The sequence below is a fragment of the Saccharothrix sp. ALI-22-I genome, from assembly GCF_001984175.1.
GTDB lineage: Bacteria > Actinomycetota > Actinomycetes > Mycobacteriales > Pseudonocardiaceae > Actinosynnema.
In genome coordinates, this window is the sequence record NZ_MTQP01000064.1 from 206,297 (window position 1) to 228,785 (window position 22,489).

The following is a 22,489-nucleotide window of genomic DNA, read 5'->3' on the forward strand; positions in this document are numbered from 1 at the left end:
CAGGAGGAACGTCATGGTCACAGGCAGTAGCCCGTCCGAACGTCGGCGCGAGGCACCAGACCGGAACCTCGCGCTGGAACTGGTCCGGGTGACCGAGGCCGCCGCGATGGCCGCCGGGCGCTGGGTGGGCCGCGGCGACAAGAACGGCGGCGACGGCGCGGCGGTGGACGCCATGCGCAAGCTGATCGGCACCGTCTCCATGCGCGGTGTCGTGGTGATCGGCGAGGGCGAGAAGGACGAGGCGCCCATGCTGTTCAACGGCGAGGAGGTCGGCAACGGCGACGGCCCCGACTGCGATGTCGCGGTCGACCCGATCGACGGCACCACGCTGATGGCCAAGGGCATGCCGAACGCGCTGGCGGTGCTCGCGGTGGCCGAGCGAGGCGCGATGTTCGACCCGTCCGCCGTGTTCTACATGGAGAAGCTGGCGACGGGGCCGGAGGCGGCCGACGTCATCGACATCACCGCGCCGATCGCGGAGAACATCCGCCGGGTGGCGAAGGCCAAGCACCTCGACGTGTCCGACGTGACCGTCTGCATCCTGGACCGGCCGCGGCACGAGTCGATCGTGAAGGAGGTGCGGGCGGCGGGCGCCCGGATCCACTTCATCTCCGACGGCGACGTGGCGGGCGCGATCTCGGCGGCCCGGCCCAACACCGGCATCGACCTGCTGGTCGGCATCGGCGGCACGCCCGAGGGCATCATCGCGGCGGCGGCGCTGAAGTGCATGGGCGGTTCGATCCAGGCCAAGCTGTGGCCGAAGGACGACGACGAGCGCGGCCGGGCGCTGGACGCGGGCCACGACCTGGACCGGGTGCTGCTGACCGACGACCTGGTGCAGGGCGACAACGTGTTCTTCTGCGCGACCGGCGTCACCGACGGCGACCTGGTGCGCGGCGTGCACTACCGGGCGGGCGGCTGCACGACCCAGTCGATCGTGATGCGGTCGAAGTCCGGCACGGTGCGGATGATCGACGGGTTCCACCGGCTGGAGAAGCTGCGCCAGTACGCGTCGGTGGACTTCGACATCCCGCCCACCGGCGAGGACGCCCTCCCGCCGCTCCCGTAGGCCGATCCCGTAAGCCGCTGCCGTAGCCGCTCTGTAAGCCGATCCGTAGGCCGATCGCCACCGACCGCTGTCAACGGTCAACCCAGCGTTACCGCCGATCGGATGTGGTGATCACCGAGCGTTCATCCCTAGTTTCCGATTCGTCCCCGAGCACCCTGCGCCGGGGACGGAGAGGAAAGTGATGAAGGTTCGCACCCTGTTCACCGCCTTCGCGGTGGCGGTCGGAGCTGCTTTCGCCATGGCGGCCGGGGCGGTGGCGGCCCCGGCGGACGAGGGCGAGGTCACCCCGTTCGTCGTCGGCGGCGGCAACGCCACGCAGACCTACTCGTTCATGGTGTCCCTGCAGAGCACCTCGGGTAGTCACTTCTGCGGTGGCTCGTTGATCAAGGCCAACTGGGTCGTCACGGCCAAGCACTGCGTGTCGGGCCGGACGCCGTCTTCCATCCGGGCCCGCGTCGGCTCGACCAGCCGCACCAGCGGCGGCACGGTCGCGACGGGCGCGCAGATCGTCACCAACGCGTCGTACGACATCGCGCTGGTGCGCCTGGCCACCTCGGTGAGCCAGACGCCGATCACGGTGGCGTCGACGTCGGGCGCGGTCGGCACCGCCACCCGCATCATCGGCTGGGGCCAGACCTGCGCGCCGCGTGGCTGCGGTGGCGCGCCGGTCACGTTGCAGGAGCTGAACACGTCCATCGTGTCGGACGGCAGCTGCTCGGGGATCTACGGCACGTACGAGATCTGCACGAGCAACCCCGGCGGCAACTCCGGCGCCTGCTACGGCGACTCGGGCGGCCCGCAGATCAAGTCCGTGGGCGGTGCGTGGCAGCTGGTCGGCGCCACCAGCCGTGCCGGCAACAACAACTCCACCTGCGCGACCGGCCCGTCGATCTACATGGACGTGCCGGCGTTCCGCTCGTGGATCAGCGGGTACGCGGGCGCGGTCTAGACCGTTCTTCCGATATCCGAAGGGCCGTCCTGCCTCCGGGTGGGGCGGCCTTTCCGCTATCCCGATTCGTTATCACAGCAGTTGCAACCAGGGGGTTCGGCGCAGCGTCTCCAGGGTCAGTACACAGCTTGATCTCTGGGGGTTGCGCGATGCGCAGAGCAGCTTTGGTGGTAATCGCTTTCCTGGCCACGGCGTGCGGGACGTCCGAGGCGTCCGGCCCGGCTTCGTCGCCGTCATCCGAACCGGCTTCTTCTTCGGTGTCCGCGCCGCCGTCTTCTTCTTCTGAAGTGCCATCGTCATCAACCGTGCCGTCGTCCGACGCGCCCACGTCGGAGCCGCCCGCCCCGTCGCCCACGCCCGCGCCTCCGGTGGAGACCACGAAGAGCCCCGAACCGCAGCCCGCGCCGCCGCCCCCGCCGGTGACCGTGGCCGGCACGCCGTGCGACATCACCGAAGGCGCGTGCATCCGGTTGTCCACCAGGGAGAGCTGGCTGATCAGCGGTGGGCACGTGAGCTACGGCCCGGTGCCGATCACCTCCGGCCGACCCGGTTACGAGACGCCCGTCGGCTACTTCCCGGTGCTGTGGAAGGTGCGGGACGACTGGAGCAGGCCCTACAACGCGCCCATGCCGTTCTCCACGTACTTCGTCAGCAGCGGCATCGCGTTCCACGAGGGCAGCCTCACCGACGAGTCGCACGGCTGCATCCACCTGTCCCGCGAGGCGGCGTCGCGGTACTTCGACGCCCTCCAGGTGGGTGACCAGGTCCAGGTGGTCGCGTAACCGTGTGTGTTCGAGCGCCTCGAACGGGGTAACCCCGGTTCCGAGGAGTGATTCGGATGAAGAAGACGCTCGGCACCGCAGTGGCCGCGTCGGCCTTGATCCTCGGCCTCGCGGCTCCCGCCACGGCTTCGGCCAGCACGCCCTGTTCGATCTCCGACGGGGCGTGCCTGAAGCTGTCCACGAACCAGGCGTGGCTGGTCTACCAGGGCAACGCCAGCTACGGCCCCGTCCCGGTGACGCACGGCCGGCCCGGTTACGAGACGCCGGTGGGCACGTTCTCCGTCCTGCGCAAGGTCCGCGACGACTGGAGCAAGCCCTACAACGCACCGATGCCGTACTCGGTGTACTTCACCAGCAGCGGCATCGCGTTCCACGAAGGCAGCCTGACCGATCTGTCGCACGGCTGCGTGCACCTGTCGCACGACGCCGCGGTGACGTTCTTCGACAACCTGTTCGCCGGCGAGCAGGTCCAGGTCGTGCCTTGAGTTCGCTCAGCCCGCGTTGCTGGAGTGGCCCGGGAACAGGTGTGCCTCCGGGTTGAGCAGCACGGCGATGTTGTTGACCGCGGTGGCGGCCTCACCGAACCCGGTGGCGATCAGCTTCACCTTTCCGGGGTACTGGGCGACGTCGCCCGCCGCGTAGACGCGATCCCGGGCGGTGCGCATGGTGGTGTCCACCAGCACCGCCCGGTGGTCCAGTTCCAGGCCCCACGACTCGATCGGCCCCAGGTCGGCGGTGAAGCCGAGGGCCGCGACCACGGCGTGCGCGGGCAGCACCTTGCGGTCGCCGCCCTTGAGGCCCAGTTCCACCTCGGCCAGGTCCGGGTCGCCGCGCAGTTCCAGCACCTCGGCGTCGGTGATGATCTCCACGCCCAGGTCGCGCACCTGCCGCACGGTCGGCGGGTGCGCGCGGAACGTCGCACGGCGGTGCACCAGGGTGACGCTGGACGCGATCGGGTGAAGCGCGAGGGCCCAGTCGAACGCCGAGTCGCCGCCGCCGACGACCACCACGTCCTGGCCGGTGTGCACGTTGAGCTTGGGCACGAAGTGCACCATGCCGCGGTCCAGCCAGCCGTCGCCCGCGGGCAGCGGACGTGGCCGGAACTCGCCGATACCCGCCGTGATCAGCACCGCGCCGGCGCGCACCACACCGCCGTCGGCCAGCCCGACCTCCAGTCGACCGTCCACATCGGACAACGTGCGGGCCTGGCGGCCGAGCAGGTAGGTCGGCTTCCACTGGTCGGCCTGCTGCACGAGCGCGGTCACCAGCTCTCGCCCGCGCACCGCCGGGAACCCGGCCACGTCGAAGATCATCTTCTCCGGGTACATCGCGGTGATCTGGCCACCCGCCTCCGGCAGCGCGTCGACCAGCGCCACGGACAGGTCCCGGAATCCCGCGTAGTACGCCGCGAACAGCCCTGTCGGGCCCGCACCGACGATGAGCAGGTCGACCTCAAGCTCCATGACTTCGACCATAGGTGTTCCAGCCCACTCTTCCCACCCTTCTCGGGCCGACTCGGGCGAGCCGGTCCAAACTCGGTGTCATGGCTGAACAGGAGTACCGCGTCGAACACGACACCATGGGCGAGGTCAAGGTGCCGGTCGACGCGCTGTGGCGTGCGCAGACGCAGCGCGCGGTGGAGAACTTCCCGATCTCCGGCAGGGGCCTGGAGCGCGCCCAGATCCGCGCGCTCGGCCTGCTGAAGGCCGCCGCGGCCCGGGTGAACGAGCGGCTGGGGGTTCTGGAACCCGAAGTCGCCGCGGCCATCGCCGCCGCCGCCGACTCGGTGGCCGCGGGCGAGCACGACGCGCACTTCCCGGTGGACGTGTTCCAGACCGGGTCCGGCACGTCGTCGAACATGAACGCGAACGAGGTCATCGCCACCCTGGCCACCCGCGCCCTGGGCCGCGAGGTGCACCCGAACGACCACGTCAACGCCTCGCAGTCGTCCAACGACACGTTCCCGACCACGCTGCGGGTGGCGGCGACGGAGGCGGTGGCGCGTGACGTCATCCCGGCTCTGGAGCACCTGGTCTCGGTGTTGGACGCCCGTGCCGCCGACTGGACGTCCCTGGTGAAGTCGGGTCGCACGCACCTGATGGACGCCGTCCCCATCACCCTGGGCCAAGAGGTCGGCGCGTGGGCCACCCAGGTCCGCTACGGCATCGAGCGCCTGACGTCGTCGCTGCCGCGCCTCGCGGAGCTGCCGATCGGCGGCACCGCCGTCGGCAGCGGCCTCAACGCGCCGGCCGGTTTCGGCGCGGCCGTCTCCGCCGAGCTGGCCTCCGTCACCGGCCTGCCCCTGACCGAGGCCCGCGACCACTTCGAGGCCCAGGCCACGCAGGACGGCGTCGTGGAGATCTCCGGCCAGCTCCGCGCCACCGCCGTGGGCCTCTACAAGATCGCGAACGACCTGCGCTGGCTGGGCTCCGGCCCCCGAACCGGCCTGGGCGAGCTGGCGCTGCCCGACCTCCAGCCCGGCTCATCGATCATGCCCGGCAAGGTCAACCCCGTGATCTCCGAGGCCACGATGATGGTCGTGGCCCAAGTGATCGGCAACGACGCAGCGGTCGCGTTCGCCGGCTCCCAGGGCAACTTCCAGCTCAACGTGATGCTGCCCGTCATCGCCCGCAACGTCCTCGAATCCTCCCGCCTCCTCGCCTCGGTCGCCCGCCTCCTGGCCGACAAGGTCCTGACCGGCGCCCAACCCCAGATCGACCGGATGCGCGAGTACGCCGAGTCCTCCCCCTCCATCGTCACCCCCCTGAACCGCTACCTCGGCTACGAAGAAGCAGCCTCAATCGCCAAGCAGTCCCTCAAGGAACGCAAAACCATCCGCGAGGTAGTCCTGGAACGCGGCCACGTCCCCACCAAACTCACCGAATCCCAACTAGACCAAGCCCTAGACGTCCTCCGAATGGCCAACGGCGGCCGCTAACCCCAAGTCGCGAGAGTCGAACCCCCAGACCCCGAGAGTCGAACCCCCAAGTCAACGTTCGACTCTCGCGTTCCGAACGTACGACTCACGCGCGTGTCCAACGTTCGGAACGTGCGTGTCCAACGTTCGGAACGTGCGTGTCCTGCGTTGGGAACAGGCGAGTTCAACGCTCGGAACGTGCGAGCTGGGCGTTTGGCTCGAGCTGGGGCGGGAGGGCGGTGTCGGCCGTGCGCCCTCGTAGGCCGATCACGCAGCCCAAGGCCACCGCCGCAGCGCCCAGCACCGCCACGGCGGTCAGTTCCTGCGCACCCAGAGCGACCGACGCCGCCAGCCCCGCCACCGGCATCAGGCCGATCAGCACGCCGGCCCGGTCCGCGCCCAACCGCGCCACCGCGAAGTACCAGAGCCCGAACGCCACGGTCGTCAGCACGACCCCCAGCACCACCATCGCCGTGCCTTCCCGCACCGAAGGCACCTGCCACCCGCCGAACACCGTCCCCAACGCCCCACCGGCCACGGCCGCGAGCAGGCAGCACCACGTCGACACCGCCACCCCGCCCAGCCGGCGCACCACACCCACCGCGAACAGCGTGAACGACACCTCGCCCGCCATCGTCAACAACGCCAGCACCAGCCCCGGCCCGTGCCACGCCCCACCGCCGGACAGCACCACCACCCCGCCGACCACGACCACTGCGCCCACCACCGCGAGCACGGCCGGTTTCCGCCCCGCCACCAGCGGCGCGACCAACGCCAACACCAACGGACTCGCACCGAGCACGGCCGCGACGAACCCCGGCTCGGCGTACCGCTGCGCGAACAGCAGGCACGCGTTGAACCCCAGCATCCCGGTCGCCACCAGCCCGACCAGCGCCGGCCAGTCCCGCCGCCCCGGCACCGGCAGCCGCCCGCCCCGCAGGTAGATCCACGCGAGCAGCGCCAACCCGGCCAACGCGTACCGCATCGCTTGCCCCGCGAGCAGCGGATATTCCAGCAGCATGCCGCTCACCGGCACGGATGCGCCCACCATCACCGCTGCCAACGCACCTGACGCGATCGCGGTCCTCGTAGTTCTCATGCCCAGAACTCTCACCGACCAGTGGTCCAGGTTTAAGCTCCACTTCGATGAGCGCCAACTGGACCACTTCCCGCGAACTCCTCCTCCCCGCCCCGCAGGGCCGGCGCGCGGTGGAGTCCGAGCTGCGCCGCGCGGTGCGGGACGGACGCCTCGCGCCGGGCACCCGCCTGCCGTCCAGCCGCGACCTGGCGGCCCAGCTCGGCGTCGCCCGCGGCACCGTCACGGCCGCGTACGCGCAGCTCATCGGCGAGGGTTACCTGACCGCACGGCGTGGTTCAGGCACCGTCGTCGCCGCCGCCGTCACGTGGCCGGGCGCGGTCGCCGCCGACCCCGAGCCCGCCCCGCGCTTCCGGTACGACCTGCGGCCGGGCGTGCCCGCGTTGAGCGCGTTCCCGCGTGAGGAGTGGTTGCAGGCGCAGAAGTCGGCACTGATGGACCTGTCCACCGACGACCTCGGCTACCCTGATCCGGCCGGTTTCGGGCCGCTGCGCCGTGAGCTGGCGGACTACCTGGGCCGGGTGCGCGCGGTGGCCGCGCGACCGTCCGAAGTGGTCGTCACGAACGGCGCGGCGGAGGGGATCTCGTTGCTGGGCCGGGTGTTGCACGCGGCCGGGCACCGCAGTGTGGCGGTCGAGGAGCCGAGTCACTTCGGCGGCGCGGAGATGCTGGCGTCGCACGGCCTGACCATCTGCCTGATTCCCGTTGACGACAAAGGTCTTCGCGTCGATCTGCTGTCCAAAACGGACTGTCGTGCCGTGTTCGTCACGGCGGCGCACCAGTTCCCGTTGGGTGTCGTGCTGCACCCGACGCGTCGCCGTGCCCTGTTGGAGTGGGCGCGCGCGTGCGACGGGTTGGTGGTGGAGGACGACTACGACGCCGAGCACCGTTACGACCGGCCGGCTCTGGGGGCGATGCAGGCGCTCGACCCGACGCGCGTGGTGTACCAGGGCAGTGCGAGCAAGGTCCTGGCGCCCGCGTTGCGGCTGGGGTGGCTGGTGTTGCCGAGCGCGCTGCGCGATGTCGTCGTGGACCGCAAACGTCTGGACGACCTCGGCACCGGGACGTTGCACCAGGCCGCGTTCGCCCGGCTGCTCAGCACCGGCGGGTACGACCGGCACCTGCGCCGCACGCGTCAGCTGTACCGGGCTCGGCGGGACGCGTTGCTGGACGAACTGCGCAACGTCCTGCCGGACTGGGAGCCGATCGGGGTGGCGGCGGGCTTGCACGTCGTCCTGCGGCTGCCGGAGGGCACGGACGACGTGGCGTTGCAGGACCGGCTGGCCCGGCGTGGCGTCAACGCTCTGGCGTTGGCCAATTACGCCCGGACGCCGATGTTCCCCGGACTGGTCCTCGGGTACGCGGCGTTGACGCCGGACCGGCTCCGGGAAGCCGTCCGAGAGCTGCGCGCGGCGATCTAAGCCGGTTTTTGTCGGTGGTCGGGTGCACCATGGTCCACGTGTTGTTCACCGAAGTCGTCGAGACGTCCGCCGCGGTCACGGCGACGCGTTCCCGCCTGGCCAAGGTCGCCGCCCTGGCCGAGCTGGTGCGCCGGATGAGCACGCCCGCGGTGGTGTCGTTCCTGGTCGGCGTGCCCAGCCAGGGGCGGATCGGCGCGGGCTGGCGCACCGTGTTCGACCTGGCCGTACCGCCGGCCCCGCAGCCTTCGCTCACGGTGTCCGAAGTGGACGAGGCGCTGGGCGCGTTCGCGTCGGCCGGCGGCAGGGGTTCGACAGCACGGCGTGCGGCGTTGCTGACCGACCTGTTCGGCAGAGCCACGGCGGCCGAACAGGACTTCCTGCGTCGGCTGCTGACCGGGGAACTGCGCCAAGGTGCACTCGAAGGGGTGATGTTGGACGCGATAGCGCGGGCGGCCGACGTGCCCGGCGAGGTGGTGCGGCGGGCGTTCATGCTCTCGGGGAAGCTGCCGGAGACGGCCGTGGCCGCGATGACCGGCGAGGACGCCCTGGCCCGGTTCCGGCTGGAAGTCGGCCGCCCGGTGCGGCCGATGCTCGCTTCACCGGCGGAGTCGCTGAACGAGGCGCTGGCCGAGTTGGGGTCGTGCGTGGTGGAGCACAAGCTGGACGGCGCGCGCATCCAGGTCCACCGGTCGGGTGACGAGATCCGCATCTTCACCCGGACGTTGCGCGAGATCACCGCGACGGTGCCCGAGTTGGTGGAGTTGGTGCGCGGGCTGCCCTGCACGTCGGTGGTGCTGGACGGCGAGACGCTGGCGTTGAACGACGACGGCAAGCCCCGGCCGTTCCAGGAGACGATGAGCAGATTCGGCGCTCTGCTCGATGCCGCCTCCGCTGGGAAGCGCACGTCGGCGGGAGACGTCCGTGAGCTGCTGCTGAGCCCGTTCTTCTTCGACTGCCTGCACCTGGACGGCGTGGATCTGCTCGACGAGCCGCTGCGGGCGCGGCTGGACGCGTTGCGCGCGGTGGCCGGTCGACACGTCATCCCGGGAGTGGTCGCGCCTTCCGAGGACGACGCGGCCCAGGTGCTGGACGAGGCGTTGGCCGCCGGTCACGAAGGCGTGATGGTGAAGTCACTCGATTCGGTGTACGCGGCGGGCCGGCGTGGGCGGGCGTGGCAGAAGGTGAAGCCGGTGCACACGCTCGACCTGGTGGTGCTGGGCGTCGAGTGGGGCAGCGGTCGGCGCAAGGGTTTGCTGTCGAACCTGCACCTGGGTGCGCGCGACCCCGACGGCGGGCCGCCGATCATGGTCGGCAAGACGTTCAAGGGGCTCACCGACGAGCTGCTGGCGTGGCAGACGCGGGAGCTGATGGCGATCGCGACGGAGAAGACGGACTGGGCGGTGATGGTCAGACCGGAACTGGTGATCGAGATCGAGTTGGACGGCGCGCAGGTCAGTCCCCGGTACCCCGGCGGGGTGGCGCTGCGGTTCGCCCGGGTGCTCCGGTACCGGCCGGACAAGGACGCGGGCGAAGCGGACACGATCGACGCGGTCCGCGCGCTGCTCCCGAAGCGCGGGGCGGGCCAGGAAGACACGACTGGGTGATCATGGGCCGAAAATGTACGGAAACACTGTCACCGGCCCTCGGTTGAAACTACGGGTCCATTCAGGTGACGTCGATCAGCGCGGAAAGCCTGTCCTACAGCGTCGCCTTCCCCCACAGCGGTGGCATCCAGGCGTCCGTCGGGCCGAGCCTCGGCGGCGGGACCTTCGGGTTTCGGGACTTCCCGGCGATCGACGTCGGCCTGCTGGTGGTCGACGGCACGTCCGCGCTGGTCCTCCAGCCCGGCGTCATCCCCTGAGCCGGGTACCGCCCCCCGTCTGGGGACCGCCCCGCATCGGGGGTCGGAGCCGCAGTAGTGTGGCCTTGGAGGAACGCACAACCTCAGACCCCGTATCGATGACCCGTACTGGTCCGCACAACCAGGGCGAATCCGCCCGAACGCGGGTATCGTCAAGGTCTCGTGCGGTTCATCGAAGGGCTCCGGCCCAGCTACGACCTGACCTACGACGACGTCTTCCTCGTGCCCGGCCGATCGGCCGTGGAATCGAGGTTCGGCGTCGACCTGTCGACCTCCGACGGCACGGGGGCGACGATCCCGATCGTGGTCGCGAACATGACTGCGGTGGCGGGACGCCGGATGGCGGAAACCGTGGCCCGCCGCGGCGGCTTGGTGGTGCTCCCCCAGGACGTGGCGCCGCAAGCGGTCGCGGAGATCGTCGGGTGGGTCAAGACGCGGCACCCCGTGTGGGACACCCCGCTGACCCTCCACCCCGGTGATTCGGTCGCCGACGCCGTCAACCTGCTGCACAAGCGTGCGCACGGGGCGGTGGTCGTGGTCGACGACGACGGCCGGCCGACGGGTGTCGTGGACGAGGCGGCGTGCGCGGGCGTCGACCGGTTCACCCGGTTGCACGACGTAGCCGACGAGCACATGGTCACCCTCCCGTTGGACACCCCTCCGCGTGAAGTCTTCGAACGGCTGCACGGCGGCACCCAGCAGGTCGTGCTCGGCGTCGACGCCGACGGCCGTCTGAGGGGCGTGATGACCAGCCTGGGCGCGCTGCGGGCCGAGGTCTACCAGCCCGCCCTCGACAGCACGGGCAAGCTCCGCGTGGCCGCCGCCATCGGCGTGAACGGCGACGTCACCGCCAAGGCCGAGGAACTCCTCCAAGCCGGCGTCGACGCCCTCGTCGTGGACACCGCGCACGGCCACCAGGAGAAGATGATCTCCGCCCTCAAGGCCGTCCGCGAGGCCCGACCGACCGTCCCGGTCGTCGCCGGCAACGTCGTCACCGCCGAAGGCGTCCGTGACCTGGTCGAAGCCGGCGCGGACATCGTCAAGGTCGGTGTCGGCCCCGGCGCGATGTGCACCACCCGGATGATGACCGGCGTCGGCCGCCCGCAGTTCTCCGCCGTCGCCGAGTGCGCCGAGGAGGCCCGCAGGCTCGGCCGGCACGTCTGGGCCGACGGCGGCGTCCGCCACCCGCGCGACGTGGCCCTCGCCCTCGCCGCCGGGGCCGCGAGCGTCATGGTCGGCTCCTGGTTCGCGGGCACCTACGAGTCCCCCGGCGACCTCCAGCGCGATGAGCAGGGCCGCCTCTACAAGGAGTCGTTCGGCATGGCGTCCAAGCGGGCCGTGTCCGCGCGCACCCGCACCGACAACGCGTTCGACCGGGCCAAGAAGGGCCTGTTCGAGGAGGGCATCTCCACCTCGCGGATGCGGCTGGACCCGATCCGCCCCGGCGTCGAGGACCTGCTCGACTCCATCACCGCGGGAGTCCGGAGCGCCTGCACCTACGCCGGCGCGCAGACGTTGGAGGAGTTCCACGCCAGGGCGACCCTCGGCATCCAGAGCGCCGCCGGGTTCGCCGAGGGCCGCCCCCTCCCCGCCGGCTGGTGATGCGGTTCTGACACCCCGATCTGGACAGGTGGACCAGGTGGACGAAGCCGTCGCGGTGAAAGACCTGGTGAAGGTCTACAAGAGCGGCCAGAGACCGGCCGTGGACGGGCTGGGCTTCGCGGTCCGCCGGGGTGAGGTGTTCGGCCTGCTCGGCCCGAACGGGGCGGGCAAGACGACCACCGTGGGAGTACTGACCACCAGGGTCCGGCCGACGTCCGGCACGGCCCTGGTGGAAGGCGTGGACGTGGTCGCGGACTCGCAGCGGGCACGGCAGCTGCTCGCCGTCGTGCCGCAGCGCAACAACCTGGACCGGGCCCTGAACGTCCGGCACAACCTGCTGTTCCACGCCGCCTACCACGGCATCGGGCGCGCGGAACGGGTCCGGCTGGCCGACGAGATCCTGGAGCGGATGGGGCTCAAGGACCACGCGACGAGCCTGGTGGACACGCTTTCGGGCGGCCAGGCGCAGCGGTTGATGATCGCGCGCGCCCTGATGCACCGGCCGAAGGTGCTGTTCCTGGACGAACCGTCGACCGGTCTCGACCCGCAGGCCCGGCTGTTCGTGCACGACCGGGTGACCGCGCTGCACGCGGACGGCGTCACGGTCGTGCTCACCACGCACGACATGGACGAGGCGCACAAGCTGTGCGACCGGGTCGGCATCGTCGACCACGGCAAGCTGCTCGCCCTCGACTCCCCCGACGAGCTGACCAGGACCCTGCCGGGCAGCACCACGCTCAGCGTCACGGTCACCCTCGACGGCACCGGTCCCGAGCCGGTGACCGCGGGGCTGGGCAAGGTCGAGGGCGTGCAGCGGGTGGAGAACGTGCAGGACATGTTCCGCCTCTACACCGACGTCGCGCCCGCCGCGGCGCTGCCGGAGGTGCTGCGCACCCTCGAACGGCTCGGCACACCGGTCACCGACCTGTCCATCGGGACGCCGAGCCTGGAAGACGTGTTCATCCACCTGACCGGGCGGGAGCTGCGATGACGTCGCTGCGCACGTTCAACGCCATCCTGTGGCGGGACATCTTCGTGACCGGTCGGGAACTGCCGAGCTTCCTGGCGCAGGTGATCATCCAGCCGTTCTTCATCCTGTTCATCTTCGCCAAGGTGCTCGGCGACATCGGGTTCGTGCAGGACGACTTCGCGGCCGTGCTGCTGCCCGGCATCGTGGCGATGAACGGGTTCCTCGGCGCGTTGCAGAACACCACGTTGCCGCTGGTACTGGACTTCTCGTGGACGCGCGAGATCGAGGACCGGTTGCTGGCGCCCATCCCGATCCCGCTGGTCGCGGTGGAGAAGATGGTGTTCGGGGCGTTGCGCGGCCTGCTCGCCGCCGTGCTGATGGTCCCGATCGGGTTCGTGATGCTGGACATCACCTGGCCCGCGTCCGGCATACCCACGGCTCTGGTGGTGGTCGTCCTGGGCTCGTTGGCGGGGGCGGCGGTGGGCATGGTCATCGGCACGTCGGTCTCACCGCGGCACATCACCGTGATGTTCGCGGTGATCCTGACGCCGTTGCTGTTCACCGGTTCGGCCCAGTTCCCGTGGCCCGCGTTGGACAGCCTGCGCTGGTTCCAGGTCCTGTGCGCCCTCAACCCGCTCACCTACGTCAGCGAGGGCATGCGGGCCGTCCTGGTCCCCGACGTGCCCCACATCCCGCTGTGGGTGTGCTTCGTAGTGCTGATCGCCTCGATCCTCGGCTTCGGCGCCCTGGGCATGCGCGGCTTCATGCGCCGAGCGCTGGACTAGCACGTTCCGAACGTTCAACTCGCCTGTTCCGAACGTTGGACACGCGCGTTCCGAACGTTGGACACGCGCGAGAGTCGTACGTTCGACTCTCGCGGTCCGAGGGTTCGACTCACGGTGTTTGCGGGGCCTCCCCGGTCGGTGGCGACCGGGGAGGCCCTGGAGGGGTAAGGGGTCAGAGTGTCAGGAGGCGTAGTCCTCCAGCATCTCGGTGACCAGTGCGGCGATCGGGGAGCGCTCCGACCGGGTCAACGTCATGTGCGCGAACAGCGGGTGGCCCTTCAGCTTCTCGATGACCGCCGCGACGCCGTCGTGCCGGCCGACGCGCAGGTTGTCGCGCTGCGCCACGTCGTGGGTGAGCACCACCCGCGAGTTGGTGCCCAGCCGCGACAGCACGGTGAGCAGCACGTTGCGCTCCAACGACTGCGCCTCGTCCACGATCACGAACGAGTCGTGCAGCGACCGGCCCCGGATGTGGGTCAGCGGCATGACCTCCAGCATGCCGCGGTCCATGATCTCCTCCACCACGTCCTGGCTGACCAGCGCGCCGAGGGTGTCGAACACCGCCTGCGCCCACGGCTGCATCTTCTCGCTCTCGGAACCGGGCAGGTAGCCCAACTCCTGCCCGCCCACCGCGTACAGCGGACGGAAGACCACGACCTTGCGGTGCTGGCGGCGTTCCATGACCGCCTCCAGGCCCGCGCACAGCGCGAGCGCCGACTTGCCGGTGCCGGCCCGTCCGCCCAGCGAGACGATGCCGACCTCGGTGTCGAGCAGCAGGTCCAGCGCCACGCGCTGCTCGGCCGACCGGCCGTGCAGCCCGAACGCCTCGCGGTCACCCCGCACCAGCCGGACCTGCTTGTCCGGCGTGACCCGGCCCAACGCGCTCGACGTGCCCGCCAGCAGGCGCAGCCCGCTGTGGCACGGCAGCTCCGCGACGCGGGCGAGGTCGAGGTCGAACAGCGACGGGTCGATCACGCCGTCGCGGTACAGCGCGTCCACCACGGACTGGTCCACGTCCACGTCGGACATCCCGGAATACCCCGACAGCGTGACGTCGTGGGCCCGGTACTCCTCGGCGGCGAGACCGACCGCGCCCGCCTTGACGCGCAGCGGCATGTCCTTGGTGACCAGCGTGACGACGTTGCCCTCGGCCGCGAGGTTGAGCGCGCAGGCCAGTATCCGGGCGTCGTTGGAGTCCGTGCGGAAACCCGCGGGAAGCACCTCCGGATCGGAGTGGTTGAGCTCGACGCGCAGCGTGCCGCCGTGATCACCGATCGGCACCGGGTTGTCCAGCCGACCGTGCTGGAGCCGCAAGTCGTCGAGCAGTCGCAGCGCTTCCCGGGCGAACCAGCCCAGTTCGGGGTGGTGCCGCTTGCCCTCCAGCTCACTGATCACCACGAGCGGCAGCACGACCTCGTGCTCGGCGAACCGCGTGGAGGCCAGGGGGTCGGAGAGCAGCACGGACGTGTCCACCACGTACGTGTGGGTCGTCGGCGCGCCACGGCGCCGGGAAGTGCTGCGCGATGAGCCTGAGGAACGGCTCGCGGGTCGTCGTGCGTTCACGGCAACTCCCTCACGAACGCGGCACCCGCGTCCGCTCCTCGCTGGGCCAGGCACCACCCTGATCGACCGGAACGCCTCGCTAGCGAGAGGCGTACCGACCACGAGGGCCGGGTGCCGGCCCCCTCGCGCTTACCGCCACAATCAGGGCCTCCCTGCGCGGTCCGCAGTGGACGCGTCCCGCCATCCGGAAGTTACCTCCGCAGGTCCCTCTTGTGCAGGCAGCCACACAGGTGATTCGTCAATTCGTCACCTCGTCGCAAAACGCGGGAAAGACGGCCACTTCGCGTGCTCACGGGCGACAGCAGGCCGTCACATCGGCGCAACAAGACCTCGTCCACGCAGCTCAGAGCCGGTGCGGCCGGACGCGGAACGGCCGATTACCCAGGGTCGCGGGACAGCCAGGGCACCCCCGCCTCGACCTCCTCCGCCAGCGCGGCCGGCGTCAAAGGTTCATCGAGGAGTCTCAGGTAACGGTCACTCAAGGTGTCCGTGTGCGCACGCAAGTCGAGCCAGGCCCGGACCAGCCGCACGCCCTCCACGTACGTCGTCGTGTACGCCCGCCACAGAGGGTCACCGAGGAAGCGCAGCATGTGGCGGGCCCGGCGTTGCGAGACGAGCAGCCAGCGGCACAGGAAGTCGACCACGTCGTCCGGGTGGGCACGCCGGTCGTGCAGCATCAGGGCCGCGTCCTGGCGCACGGTGAGCAGCCCGGACAGCGCCGTCTCGACCCGTTCGGCCAGCGCGCCGTCCATCCGCAGGCCCAGGTCGCCCATGATCTCCTCGGTCCACCGGCCCCAGCCCGCGCCGACCACGGCGTGCAGGCCGAGTTCGGCCATGCCCTCCGCCATCAGGCACTGCGGCGAGTTGATCAGGAACAACGACTGCTCGGCGTGCCCGCGCTTGCCGACCAGCCCCACCTCCTTGCGGCAGTGCTCGGTGTGGTGGCCGGGGTAGGACTCGTGCGCGACCAGGTTCGGCAGGTTCGACATCCGGTGGCCCAGGTCGGCGTTGATCGCCACCCGCGACCGGAAGCCGCCCAGGTAGTAGTTGAACCCGCTCCACGGCTTGTCGGTGACGATCTCGTACTCCACGAGCTCGTTCGTTGGCAGCTCGAACCGCTGCCGGACGCGGTCGCGCAGCGCGCTGGACAGGGCGTGCACGGTGGCCTTGAGCCGGCGCGGCGGCACCTCGTCCAGGGCGCGGTGGTCGGCGAGCCGTTCGGCCAGCGAGCCGGGGCCGGGCAGCAGGTCGTCCAGGAGGGCGTGCGCGCGGCGGTAGGTGTCGGTGTGGCCGGGGCGGATGTCCACCTGGAAGTAGGCCTTGACCTCGTCCACGAACGGCACGCGCACGCCGGCGAGCTTGCGCGCGATGGTCTCGGCAGCGACCAGGTGGGCGTCCAGGAACCGTTTGCGCTCCGGCTCCAGGTCGACTCCGCGCAGCTCACGACGCAGCAGCGCGGCCCGTTCGGCCAGCGCGGCCGGGTGCGGCTTCGGTTCGTTGTCGACCGCGCGGCGCAGCGCCCGGTCGCCGGTGAACGAGTCGACCAGACCGGGGTGCAGGCGGTCGAGCCGCAGCCCGAGCACCAGGTACTCGCGCACCACCCCGCCGGCGTCCATAGGACGGAAAGCCTACGTCACCCGTCTGGGCTACCGGTCGCGCGCCGCGACCAAACCGGAAAAAGAAAAGATCACACGATCGTAGGTCACCGCTTATTGGTCGGAGCGCGGGTTGGGTATGTTTCGCGCCGAACGGGAGGATCCGTTCGGCGCGACGAAGTGCATTCAAGGAGAGAAACTCGTGCCGATGCAGGCGCAGCGACGACTCCCATCGCCACGAGCCTCGTGATGGTGACCTCGCCCGCGTTCACCGACGATATCGACGTCGCCGGCCAGTGCGGCCGGGGGAACGCCGACGACGCAGCCAGCCCTTGCTTCATCGAACACACAAAGGAGTCAGTTTCATGCTGAAGAAGATTGGCGCAGCTTCCGCCATCGCCGCGGCGATGCTGCTGCTCGCGTCGCCCGCCAACGCCCAAGTCAGCATTCTCCCGATTACCATCGAGGACAGCAACGTCAACTTCTGCCACAACGACATCGTCGCCTCCGCCGCCGCCATCACTATCCCGCTCTTGGGCGCCCCCGAGGCCGAGAACACCGAGGGCGGCGACTGCACGGTCTGGGAGGACGTGAACGTCATCGTGGACGAGGACGATGACGACCACGGCCACAAGCCGCACGGCCACGGCCACGGCCACGGCCACGGCCACCACGACAACGACGACTGACGGGCTGACGGGTTACCACAGGACGCCTTCTTCAGCGAACCGGGGAACGGAACGTAGCCGTTAAGGTGCTAGTCCCGATGGACGTGTCACACAATGGTGGCTGTCGACACCCCTGGTATCTGATTCCTGGGTGACCATTCCACTGCGGGCCTCGACGTCCGGGATCACCGAAGACTCCGGAAGATCGGGATCGCGCAGAGGAGAGTGAGCGTGCCGGAGAGGGCAGGCGGCGACGTTAAGCGCCCGTTTCCGAACTGAGGGCGCTTGAGGGCCTTTGGTGCGGGGACGAGGGAACTCCTGGTAGATCGGACGGTGTCCATGCTCCGTTCCACCAGGAGTTCCGTTGTTATCGGGCCCGATCCCCGCCGGCGGTGTCACTGCGGGTGCCCAGTGCTGCCGTCTCGCCTCGTCCCACGAGCCCACCCGACGGGTCAGCAGGTATTCCACCGACGTCACCGACGCCCAGTGGGCGGTGCTCGATCCGCTCCTGCTGGACCCGGCGTGGCTTGAGGGTCGGGGCGGGCCTCGGGAGAAGCACTGCCGCCGGGTGATCGTCGACGCGATCCTCTACGTGGTGGACAACGGCATCAAGTGGTGCGCCCTGCCCGCGGACTTCCCGCCCTGGCCGACGGTCTACAGACGCCTCGCCGTGTGGGAGAAGGCCGGTGCGACGCAGCGGCTGCTCGACGGGCTTCGCGACCGCGCCCGGCTCGAGGAGGATTGGGTGGCGGCGCCCTCGGCGGCGATCGTCGACTCGCAGTCGGTACGCGCGGCCGAGACCGTCGGGAAGGCGACCCGCGGTTTCGACGCGGGCAAGAAGGTCAACGGCCGTAAACGCCACATCGTCGTGGACACCGTCGGGTTCCTGATGGCGGTACTGGTCACTCCGGCCTCCACGCAGGACCGCGTCGCCGCCCGCAGCCTGCTGCAGCGCATGCACGGCACCGTAGGCGGGCGCGTCGCCCTGGTGTGGGCCGACGGCGGCTACACCGGCATCCTGCCCGACTGGGCCCGCGCCACCCTCGGCCTGGAGTGGAGATCGTGAAACGCCCCGACCTGCCGCATTTCACGGTGCTGCCCCGCCGTTGGGTGGTGGAAGAACCCTGGCCTGGATCACCGGCCACCGTCGTTGCGTCCGCGACTACGAACGACTACGCCATCACCACGAGGCCATGGTCCGCTGGTCCATGATCCGCATCACCAGCCGTCGACTCATGCAACCGCAGCAGTTCGGAAACGGGCGCCACCATCGAAGCGTTTGCGCGTCGGGTGGAGGTCGGTGCCCGCGAGCTCGCGGCGCAACTGAGCGGCCCGTTCGGCCGGCGCCGCCGGGTGCTGCCTCGGCTCGTTGTCCACCGCGCGGCGCAGCGCCCGGTCGCCGGTGAACGAGTCGACCAGACCGGGGTGCAGGCGGTCGAGCCGCAGCCCGAGCACCAGGTATTCACACACGAAGTCAGCGCCGTTCATGGGTCGCCCAGCCTACGTCACCCGTCTGGGCGGCCGGTCGCACGCCGCGACCAAACCGGAAAAAGAAAAAATCACACGATCGTAGGTCACCGCTTATTGGTCGGAGCGCGGGTTGGGTATGTTTCGCACCGGAACGGGAGGATCCCGTTCGGTGCGACGAAGTGCATTCAAGGAGAGAACCTCGTGCCGATGCAGGCGCAGCGACGACTCCCATCGCCACGAGCCTCGTGATGGTGACCTCGCCCGCGTTCACCGACGATATCGACGTCGCCGGCCAGTGCGGCCGGGGGAACGCCGACGACGCAGCCAGCCCTTGCTTCATCGAACACACTAAGGAGTCAGTTTCATGTTGAAGAAGATTGGCGCAGCTTCCGCCATCACCGTGGCGATGCTGCTGTTCGCGTCGCCCGCCAACGCCCAAGTTCTCGAAGTTTTCCCGGTTGACATCGACGACAGCAACGTCAACTTCTGCCACAACGACATCGACGCCGCCGGCGCCGCCATCACCACCACCGTCACTGGCCTCCTCCCCGCGGAGGAGGAGACCAGCGAGGGCGGCAGCCACGACTGCACGGTCTGGGAGGACGTGATCATCATCGTGGACGAGGACGATGACGACCACGGCCACAAGCCGCACGGCCACAAGCCGCACGGCCACGGCCACGGCCACCACGACAACGACGACTGACGGGCTGACGGGTTACCACAGGACGCCTTCTTCAGCGAACCGGGGAACGGAACGTAGCCGTTAAGGTGACAGTTCCGATGGACGTGTCACACAATGGCGACTGTCGACACCCCCCGTATCTGATTCCTGGGTGACCATTCCACTGCGGACCTCGACGTCCGGGGATCACCGAAGACTCCGGAAGATCGGGATCGCGCAGAGGAGAGTGAGCGTGCTGGAGAGGCAGGCGGCGTTAACATCATCGACGACTGATCTCGACTTCACGTGAGTTTCGACCCGGGGGCCACCGGAACGCATTCCGGTGGCCCCCACTCGATTGTGGTCTCCATTCACACAACCGAGATCGCAGTGTTCGCCCAACGTCAGCCACCGGTGATTCCGCGAGTCCCCCAGAAGAGCAAGAACACTCAAGAAGGTGAGCGGCGCCTCCATCCCGCATTCGCCCAAGCTGCGGGCTCGAGTTCACCAGCGGGCCGCTGGTGGGCGAGCAATGACCCTGAAGCGGTTGTCGGCCTGCGGAAACATTGTGGCCGTTCTCGACGCCGCGGTGCGACCGGGTCGACGGAGCGTTCATCACCCGTTGTGTCGATCAGAAACTGCGCCGTAGGTCGTGTCGTGAACGGCGACGAGTCGACATCATCGACGAGGACTGCGACCCCCGACTCGGTCCCCGTCGGGGCACCGCCGCTCGGCGGCGCCCCCCTATCGCGTGGTCAGGACCCGAAGCGGCGGTGGCGGATCGCGTAGTCGCGCAGGGCGCGCAGGAAGTCGGTGCGGCGGAACTCCGGCCAGTAGGCCTCGCAGAACCAGAACTCCGAGTGCGCCGACTGCCACAGCATGAAACCCGACAACCGCTGCTCGCCCGAGGTGCGGATGAGCAGGTCCGGGTCGGGCTGACCGGACGTGTAGAGGTGTTCGGCGATGTGGTCGACGTCCAGGACCTCGGCCAGCTCCTCGATCGTGCCGCCGGACTCGGCGTGCTTCTGCAGCAGCTTGCGGACCGCGTCGGCGATCTCCTGCCGCCCGCCGTAGCCGACCGCGACGTTGACCTCCAGGCCGGTGCGCGCCTTCGTGCGCAGGGCGGCCGCGGACAGCCGGGCGGCGGTCTCGGTGGGCAGCATGTCGAGTGCGCCGACGTGCCGGATGCGCCACGGGTTACCGGGCTCGGCCAGCTCGTCGACGATGTCGGCGATGATGTCGAGCAGCGGTCCCAGCTCTTCGGTCGGCCGGTTGAGGTTGTCGGTGGACAGCAGCCACAGCGTCACCACCTCGACCTCCGCCTCACGGCACCAGGTCAGCAGCTCCAGGATCTTGCGCGCGCCGGCGCGGTGGCCGTGCGCGACGTCGGCGAAGCCCGCCTCCTTGGCCCAACGACGGTTGCCGTCCAGCACCACGCCGACGTGACGTGGTCGTTGCTTGCCGTCGAGCCATCGGTTGAGGCGGAACTCGTAACCCTTGAGCAGGACGCTCTTGACCCGTTCGCGAAGACCCACGCTGGAAGAGCGTACGCCGGGTGTGCGTGGTCACGCCGTCGTGTGCTGACCACGTCTCCCGCGCTCCCGTAACCTCGTGAGGGTGACCGCGTCGATGCATCCCCAGCCCCCCGCGCCCGCGATGCGGCCCCGCCTGCGGGGTTGGCTGCACCTCTGGTCCTTCGTCGTGTCGGTCGCGACCGGTGCGACGTTGATCGCCCTCGCGGCGTCCACGGTGTCGGCGAAGGCCGCGCTGGCCACATCCGTGTACGGGGCGACCGTGCTCGGCCTCTTCGGCGTCAGCGCCCTGTACCACCGGGTGAACTGGGTCAGCGTGCGGGCACGCACGTGGATGAAACGCCTCGACCACTCGATGATCTTCGTGTTCATCGCCGGCACCTACACCCCGTTCGCCCTGCTGGCCATGCCCCCGGGCACGGGCAACGTGGTCCTGCTGGTCGTGTGGGCAGGTGCGCTCGGCGGCGTCACGTTGAAACTCGCCTGGCCACACGCCCCGAGGTGGCTCGGCGTACCGATCTACATCGCCCTGGGCTGGGTCGCGGTATTCGTCCTCCCCGACCTCCTGCACCACGTGGGCGTGGCGGCCCTGGTCCTACTCCTGGCAGGCGGCCTCCTCTACACCGCCGGCGCCGTCTTCTACGCGACCCGCTGGCCCAACCCCTGGCCCCAGGTCTTCGGCTACCACGAGTTCTTCCACGCCGCCACGGTGCTGGCGGCACTGTGCCACTACATCGCCATCTGGTTCGCGATCTACTCCTGACCACTCGATACTCGGCCGCATGACATCCGTGGCGGGCAGGGCGGTGCGGTGGGTGGCGAAGTCGGCTTCCGTGGCGTGGCGGTGGGCGAAGTTGTGCAGCGGCGCCGACGGGTCCAACTGCCAGGCCGGGTCGTACGAACCCACGGTGAACAAGGCGAATCCCCCGTTTCCCGAATTAGCGGGGAACGGGGGGCTCGTCACGCCAGATCGGGTCCCTGTGCGCGCAGGTCGTCCACCCGGGTCATCGCCTCGCGCAGTTCGGTCAGCCACGTGTCCGCGTGCTCGCCGACCAGCCGCACCGCCCACGCCAGCGCCTCCGACCGGGACCGCGCCACGCCCGCCGCGACCAGGGTGTCCAGCACCTTGCGCTCGGGCTGCCGCAGCCGCGTCATCACGGGCACCGACAACGTCGTGAACATCTCCTCCGTGTCACCGAGCCGCGCGCCCCAGGCGACCTTGCGCCGGTAGCGGTGCTCGGCCTGGCGGGCGATCTCGATCCGCTCGTCCCTGGTCTGCTCGCGGAACCGGCTGATCCGGCCCGACTCGGCCGCGCCACGCTCGGCGTCGTCGGCGAACTCGCCTTCCAGAGCGGGCAGAGTGCCCACCACCCAGATCTCTTCCCGGTCCACCGCCACCACCGGCGCCTCGGTGAACCAGCCGTCGGGCAGCCTGCCGCTGAACCAGGCCGCCGCGTCGTCCGCCGGGGGCTGGTCGGCCTGCTGCCAACCGCCCCGTCCGCCCCATCCACGTCGCATCGGAGCACCACCTCGATTACATGATTA

At 69.9% G+C, this 22,489-nt stretch carries 22 protein-coding genes; 15 read left to right on the forward strand and 7 right to left on the reverse strand.

Annotation, left to right across the window (positions count from 1 at the left end; translation table 11 throughout):
- Window positions 1–13 precede the first annotated feature (13 nt).
- The 4 genes from glpX (at window position 14) to ALI22I_RS25995 (ending at window position 3,285) form a co-directional block, all read left to right on the forward strand.
- Entirely contained in the window at window positions 14–1,069 is a 1,056-nt protein-coding gene (glpX, locus tag ALI22I_RS25980; protein ID WP_077008144.1) for a class II fructose-bisphosphatase, read from the forward strand.
- Between the two features lie 181 nt (window positions 1,070–1,250).
- Entirely contained in the window at window positions 1,251–2,018 is a 768-nt protein-coding gene (locus ALI22I_RS25985) for a S1 family peptidase (RefSeq protein WP_077008145.1), read from the forward strand.
- Between the two features lie 305 nt (window positions 2,019–2,323).
- Window positions 2,324–2,800 (forward strand): L,D-transpeptidase, encoded by a 477-nt coding sequence (locus ALI22I_RS25990; RefSeq protein ID WP_238598573.1) that lies wholly within the window; start codon window positions 2,324–2,326, stop codon window positions 2,798–2,800.
- A 56-nt stretch (window positions 2,801–2,856) separates the two neighbouring features.
- A complete protein-coding gene (locus ALI22I_RS25995; protein WP_077008147.1) occupies window positions 2,857–3,285 on the forward strand; it encodes a L,D-transpeptidase in 429 nt (142 codons plus the stop codon).
- 6 nt (window positions 3,286–3,291) lie between these two features.
- Here the strand turns inward: ALI22I_RS25995 and ALI22I_RS26000 are convergent, their stop codons facing one another.
- Window positions 3,292–4,263 carry an NAD(P)/FAD-dependent oxidoreductase gene (locus tag ALI22I_RS26000; protein WP_143532434.1) on the reverse strand — a complete coding sequence of 324 codons (972 nt, stop codon included), beginning with the start codon at window positions 4,261–4,263 and terminating at the stop codon, window positions 3,292–3,294.
- An 80-nt stretch (window positions 4,264–4,343) separates the two neighbouring features.
- On the opposite strand from ALI22I_RS26000, the gene ALI22I_RS26005 reads away from it, so the two are divergent.
- Window positions 4,344–5,738, forward strand: coding sequence for a class II fumarate hydratase (locus tag ALI22I_RS26005; RefSeq protein ID WP_077008149.1), 1,395 nt, complete (start codon window positions 4,344–4,346; stop codon window positions 5,736–5,738).
- Between the two features lie 163 nt (window positions 5,739–5,901).
- Here ALI22I_RS26005 and ALI22I_RS26010 read toward each other — a convergent pair whose 3' ends face one another.
- Entirely contained in the window at window positions 5,902–6,816 is a 915-nt protein-coding gene (locus tag ALI22I_RS26010; RefSeq protein WP_077008150.1) for a DMT family transporter, read from the reverse strand.
- A gap of 47 nt (window positions 6,817–6,863) precedes the next feature.
- On the opposite strand from ALI22I_RS26010, the gene pdxR reads away from it, so the two are divergent.
- From pdxR to ALI22I_RS26040, 6 genes are all read left to right on the forward strand, one after another.
- A complete protein-coding gene (gene pdxR / locus ALI22I_RS26015; protein ID WP_077008151.1) occupies window positions 6,864–8,234 on the forward strand; it encodes a MocR-like pyridoxine biosynthesis transcription factor PdxR in 1,371 nt (456 codons plus the stop codon).
- A gap of 38 nt (window positions 8,235–8,272) precedes the next feature.
- Complete coding sequence (locus ALI22I_RS26020) at window positions 8,273–9,838, forward strand: ATP-dependent DNA ligase (protein WP_077008318.1); 1,566 nt, start codon at window positions 8,273–8,275, stop codon at window positions 9,836–9,838.
- Window positions 9,839–9,903: 65 nt separating this feature from the next.
- Window positions 9,904–10,095, forward strand: coding sequence for a hypothetical protein (locus tag ALI22I_RS26025; RefSeq protein WP_077008152.1), 192 nt, complete (start codon window positions 9,904–9,906; stop codon window positions 10,093–10,095).
- 162 nt (window positions 10,096–10,257) lie between these two features.
- Window positions 10,258–11,697 carry a GuaB1 family IMP dehydrogenase-related protein gene (locus tag ALI22I_RS26030; protein WP_077008153.1) on the forward strand — a complete coding sequence of 480 codons (1,440 nt, stop codon included), beginning with the start codon at window positions 10,258–10,260 and terminating at the stop codon, window positions 11,695–11,697.
- Window positions 11,698–11,734: 37 nt separating this feature from the next.
- Window positions 11,735–12,688, forward strand: a complete 954-nt coding sequence (locus tag ALI22I_RS26035) for an ABC transporter ATP-binding protein (protein WP_077008319.1) — start codon at window positions 11,735–11,737, stop codon at window positions 12,686–12,688.
- Complete coding sequence (locus tag ALI22I_RS26040; RefSeq protein WP_077008154.1) at window positions 12,685–13,452, forward strand: ABC transporter permease; 768 nt, start codon at window positions 12,685–12,687, stop codon at window positions 13,450–13,452. The genes ALI22I_RS26035 and ALI22I_RS26040 overlap by 4 nt, the downstream gene beginning before the upstream one ends.
- 180 nt (window positions 13,453–13,632) lie before the next feature.
- Here the strand turns inward: ALI22I_RS26040 and ALI22I_RS26045 are convergent, their stop codons facing one another.
- Both ALI22I_RS26045 and ALI22I_RS26050 read right to left on the reverse strand, forming a co-directional pair.
- Window positions 13,633–14,928, reverse strand: a complete 1,296-nt coding sequence (locus ALI22I_RS26045) for a PhoH family protein (RefSeq protein WP_077008155.1) — start codon at window positions 14,926–14,928, stop codon at window positions 13,633–13,635.
- A gap of 464 nt (window positions 14,929–15,392) precedes the next feature.
- Window positions 15,393–16,631 carry a DUF885 domain-containing protein gene (locus ALI22I_RS26050; RefSeq protein WP_077008156.1) on the reverse strand — a complete coding sequence of 413 codons (1,239 nt, stop codon included), beginning with the start codon at window positions 16,629–16,631 and terminating at the stop codon, window positions 15,393–15,395.
- A gap of 344 nt (window positions 16,632–16,975) precedes the next feature.
- Between ALI22I_RS26050 and ALI22I_RS26055 the strand changes: the two genes are divergently transcribed.
- Together ALI22I_RS26055 and ALI22I_RS26060 are read left to right on the forward strand one after the other, a co-directional pair.
- The gene (locus ALI22I_RS26055; protein WP_077008157.1) at window positions 16,976–17,299 is read left to right on the forward strand and encodes a hypothetical protein; all 324 of its coding nucleotides are present in this window, start codon (window positions 16,976–16,978) and stop codon (window positions 17,297–17,299) included.
- A 343-nt stretch (window positions 17,300–17,642) separates the two neighbouring features.
- Window positions 17,643–18,344, forward strand: a complete 702-nt coding sequence (locus ALI22I_RS26060) for an IS5 family transposase (protein ID WP_202971075.1) — start codon at window positions 17,643–17,645, stop codon at window positions 18,342–18,344.
- Between the two features lie 167 nt (window positions 18,345–18,511).
- On the opposite strand, the gene ALI22I_RS49590 is transcribed toward ALI22I_RS26060, so the two are convergent.
- Entirely contained in the window at window positions 18,512–18,766 is a 255-nt protein-coding gene (locus tag ALI22I_RS49590) for a hypothetical protein (protein ID WP_179118355.1), read from the reverse strand.
- Window positions 18,767–19,112: 346 nt separating this feature from the next.
- On the opposite strand from ALI22I_RS49590, the gene ALI22I_RS26065 reads away from it, so the two are divergent.
- Window positions 19,113–19,454 (forward strand): hypothetical protein, encoded by a 342-nt coding sequence (locus ALI22I_RS26065; protein WP_077008158.1) that lies wholly within the window; start codon window positions 19,113–19,115, stop codon window positions 19,452–19,454.
- A 713-nt stretch (window positions 19,455–20,167) separates the two neighbouring features.
- On the opposite strand, the gene ALI22I_RS26070 is transcribed toward ALI22I_RS26065, so the two are convergent.
- On the reverse strand, window positions 20,168–20,947 hold the full coding sequence (locus tag ALI22I_RS26070) for an isoprenyl transferase (protein ID WP_077008159.1): 780 nt from the start codon (window positions 20,945–20,947) through the stop codon (window positions 20,168–20,170).
- A gap of 94 nt (window positions 20,948–21,041) precedes the next feature.
- Between ALI22I_RS26070 and trhA the strand changes: the two genes are divergently transcribed.
- Entirely contained in the window at window positions 21,042–21,707 is a 666-nt protein-coding gene (gene trhA, locus ALI22I_RS26075; protein WP_077008320.1) for a PAQR family membrane homeostasis protein TrhA, read from the forward strand.
- A gap of 197 nt (window positions 21,708–21,904) precedes the next feature.
- Here the strand turns inward: trhA and ALI22I_RS26080 are convergent, their stop codons facing one another.
- A complete protein-coding gene (locus tag ALI22I_RS26080; RefSeq protein ID WP_077008160.1) occupies window positions 21,905–22,462 on the reverse strand; it encodes a hypothetical protein in 558 nt (185 codons plus the stop codon).
- Window positions 22,463–22,489: the final 27 nt, after the last annotated feature.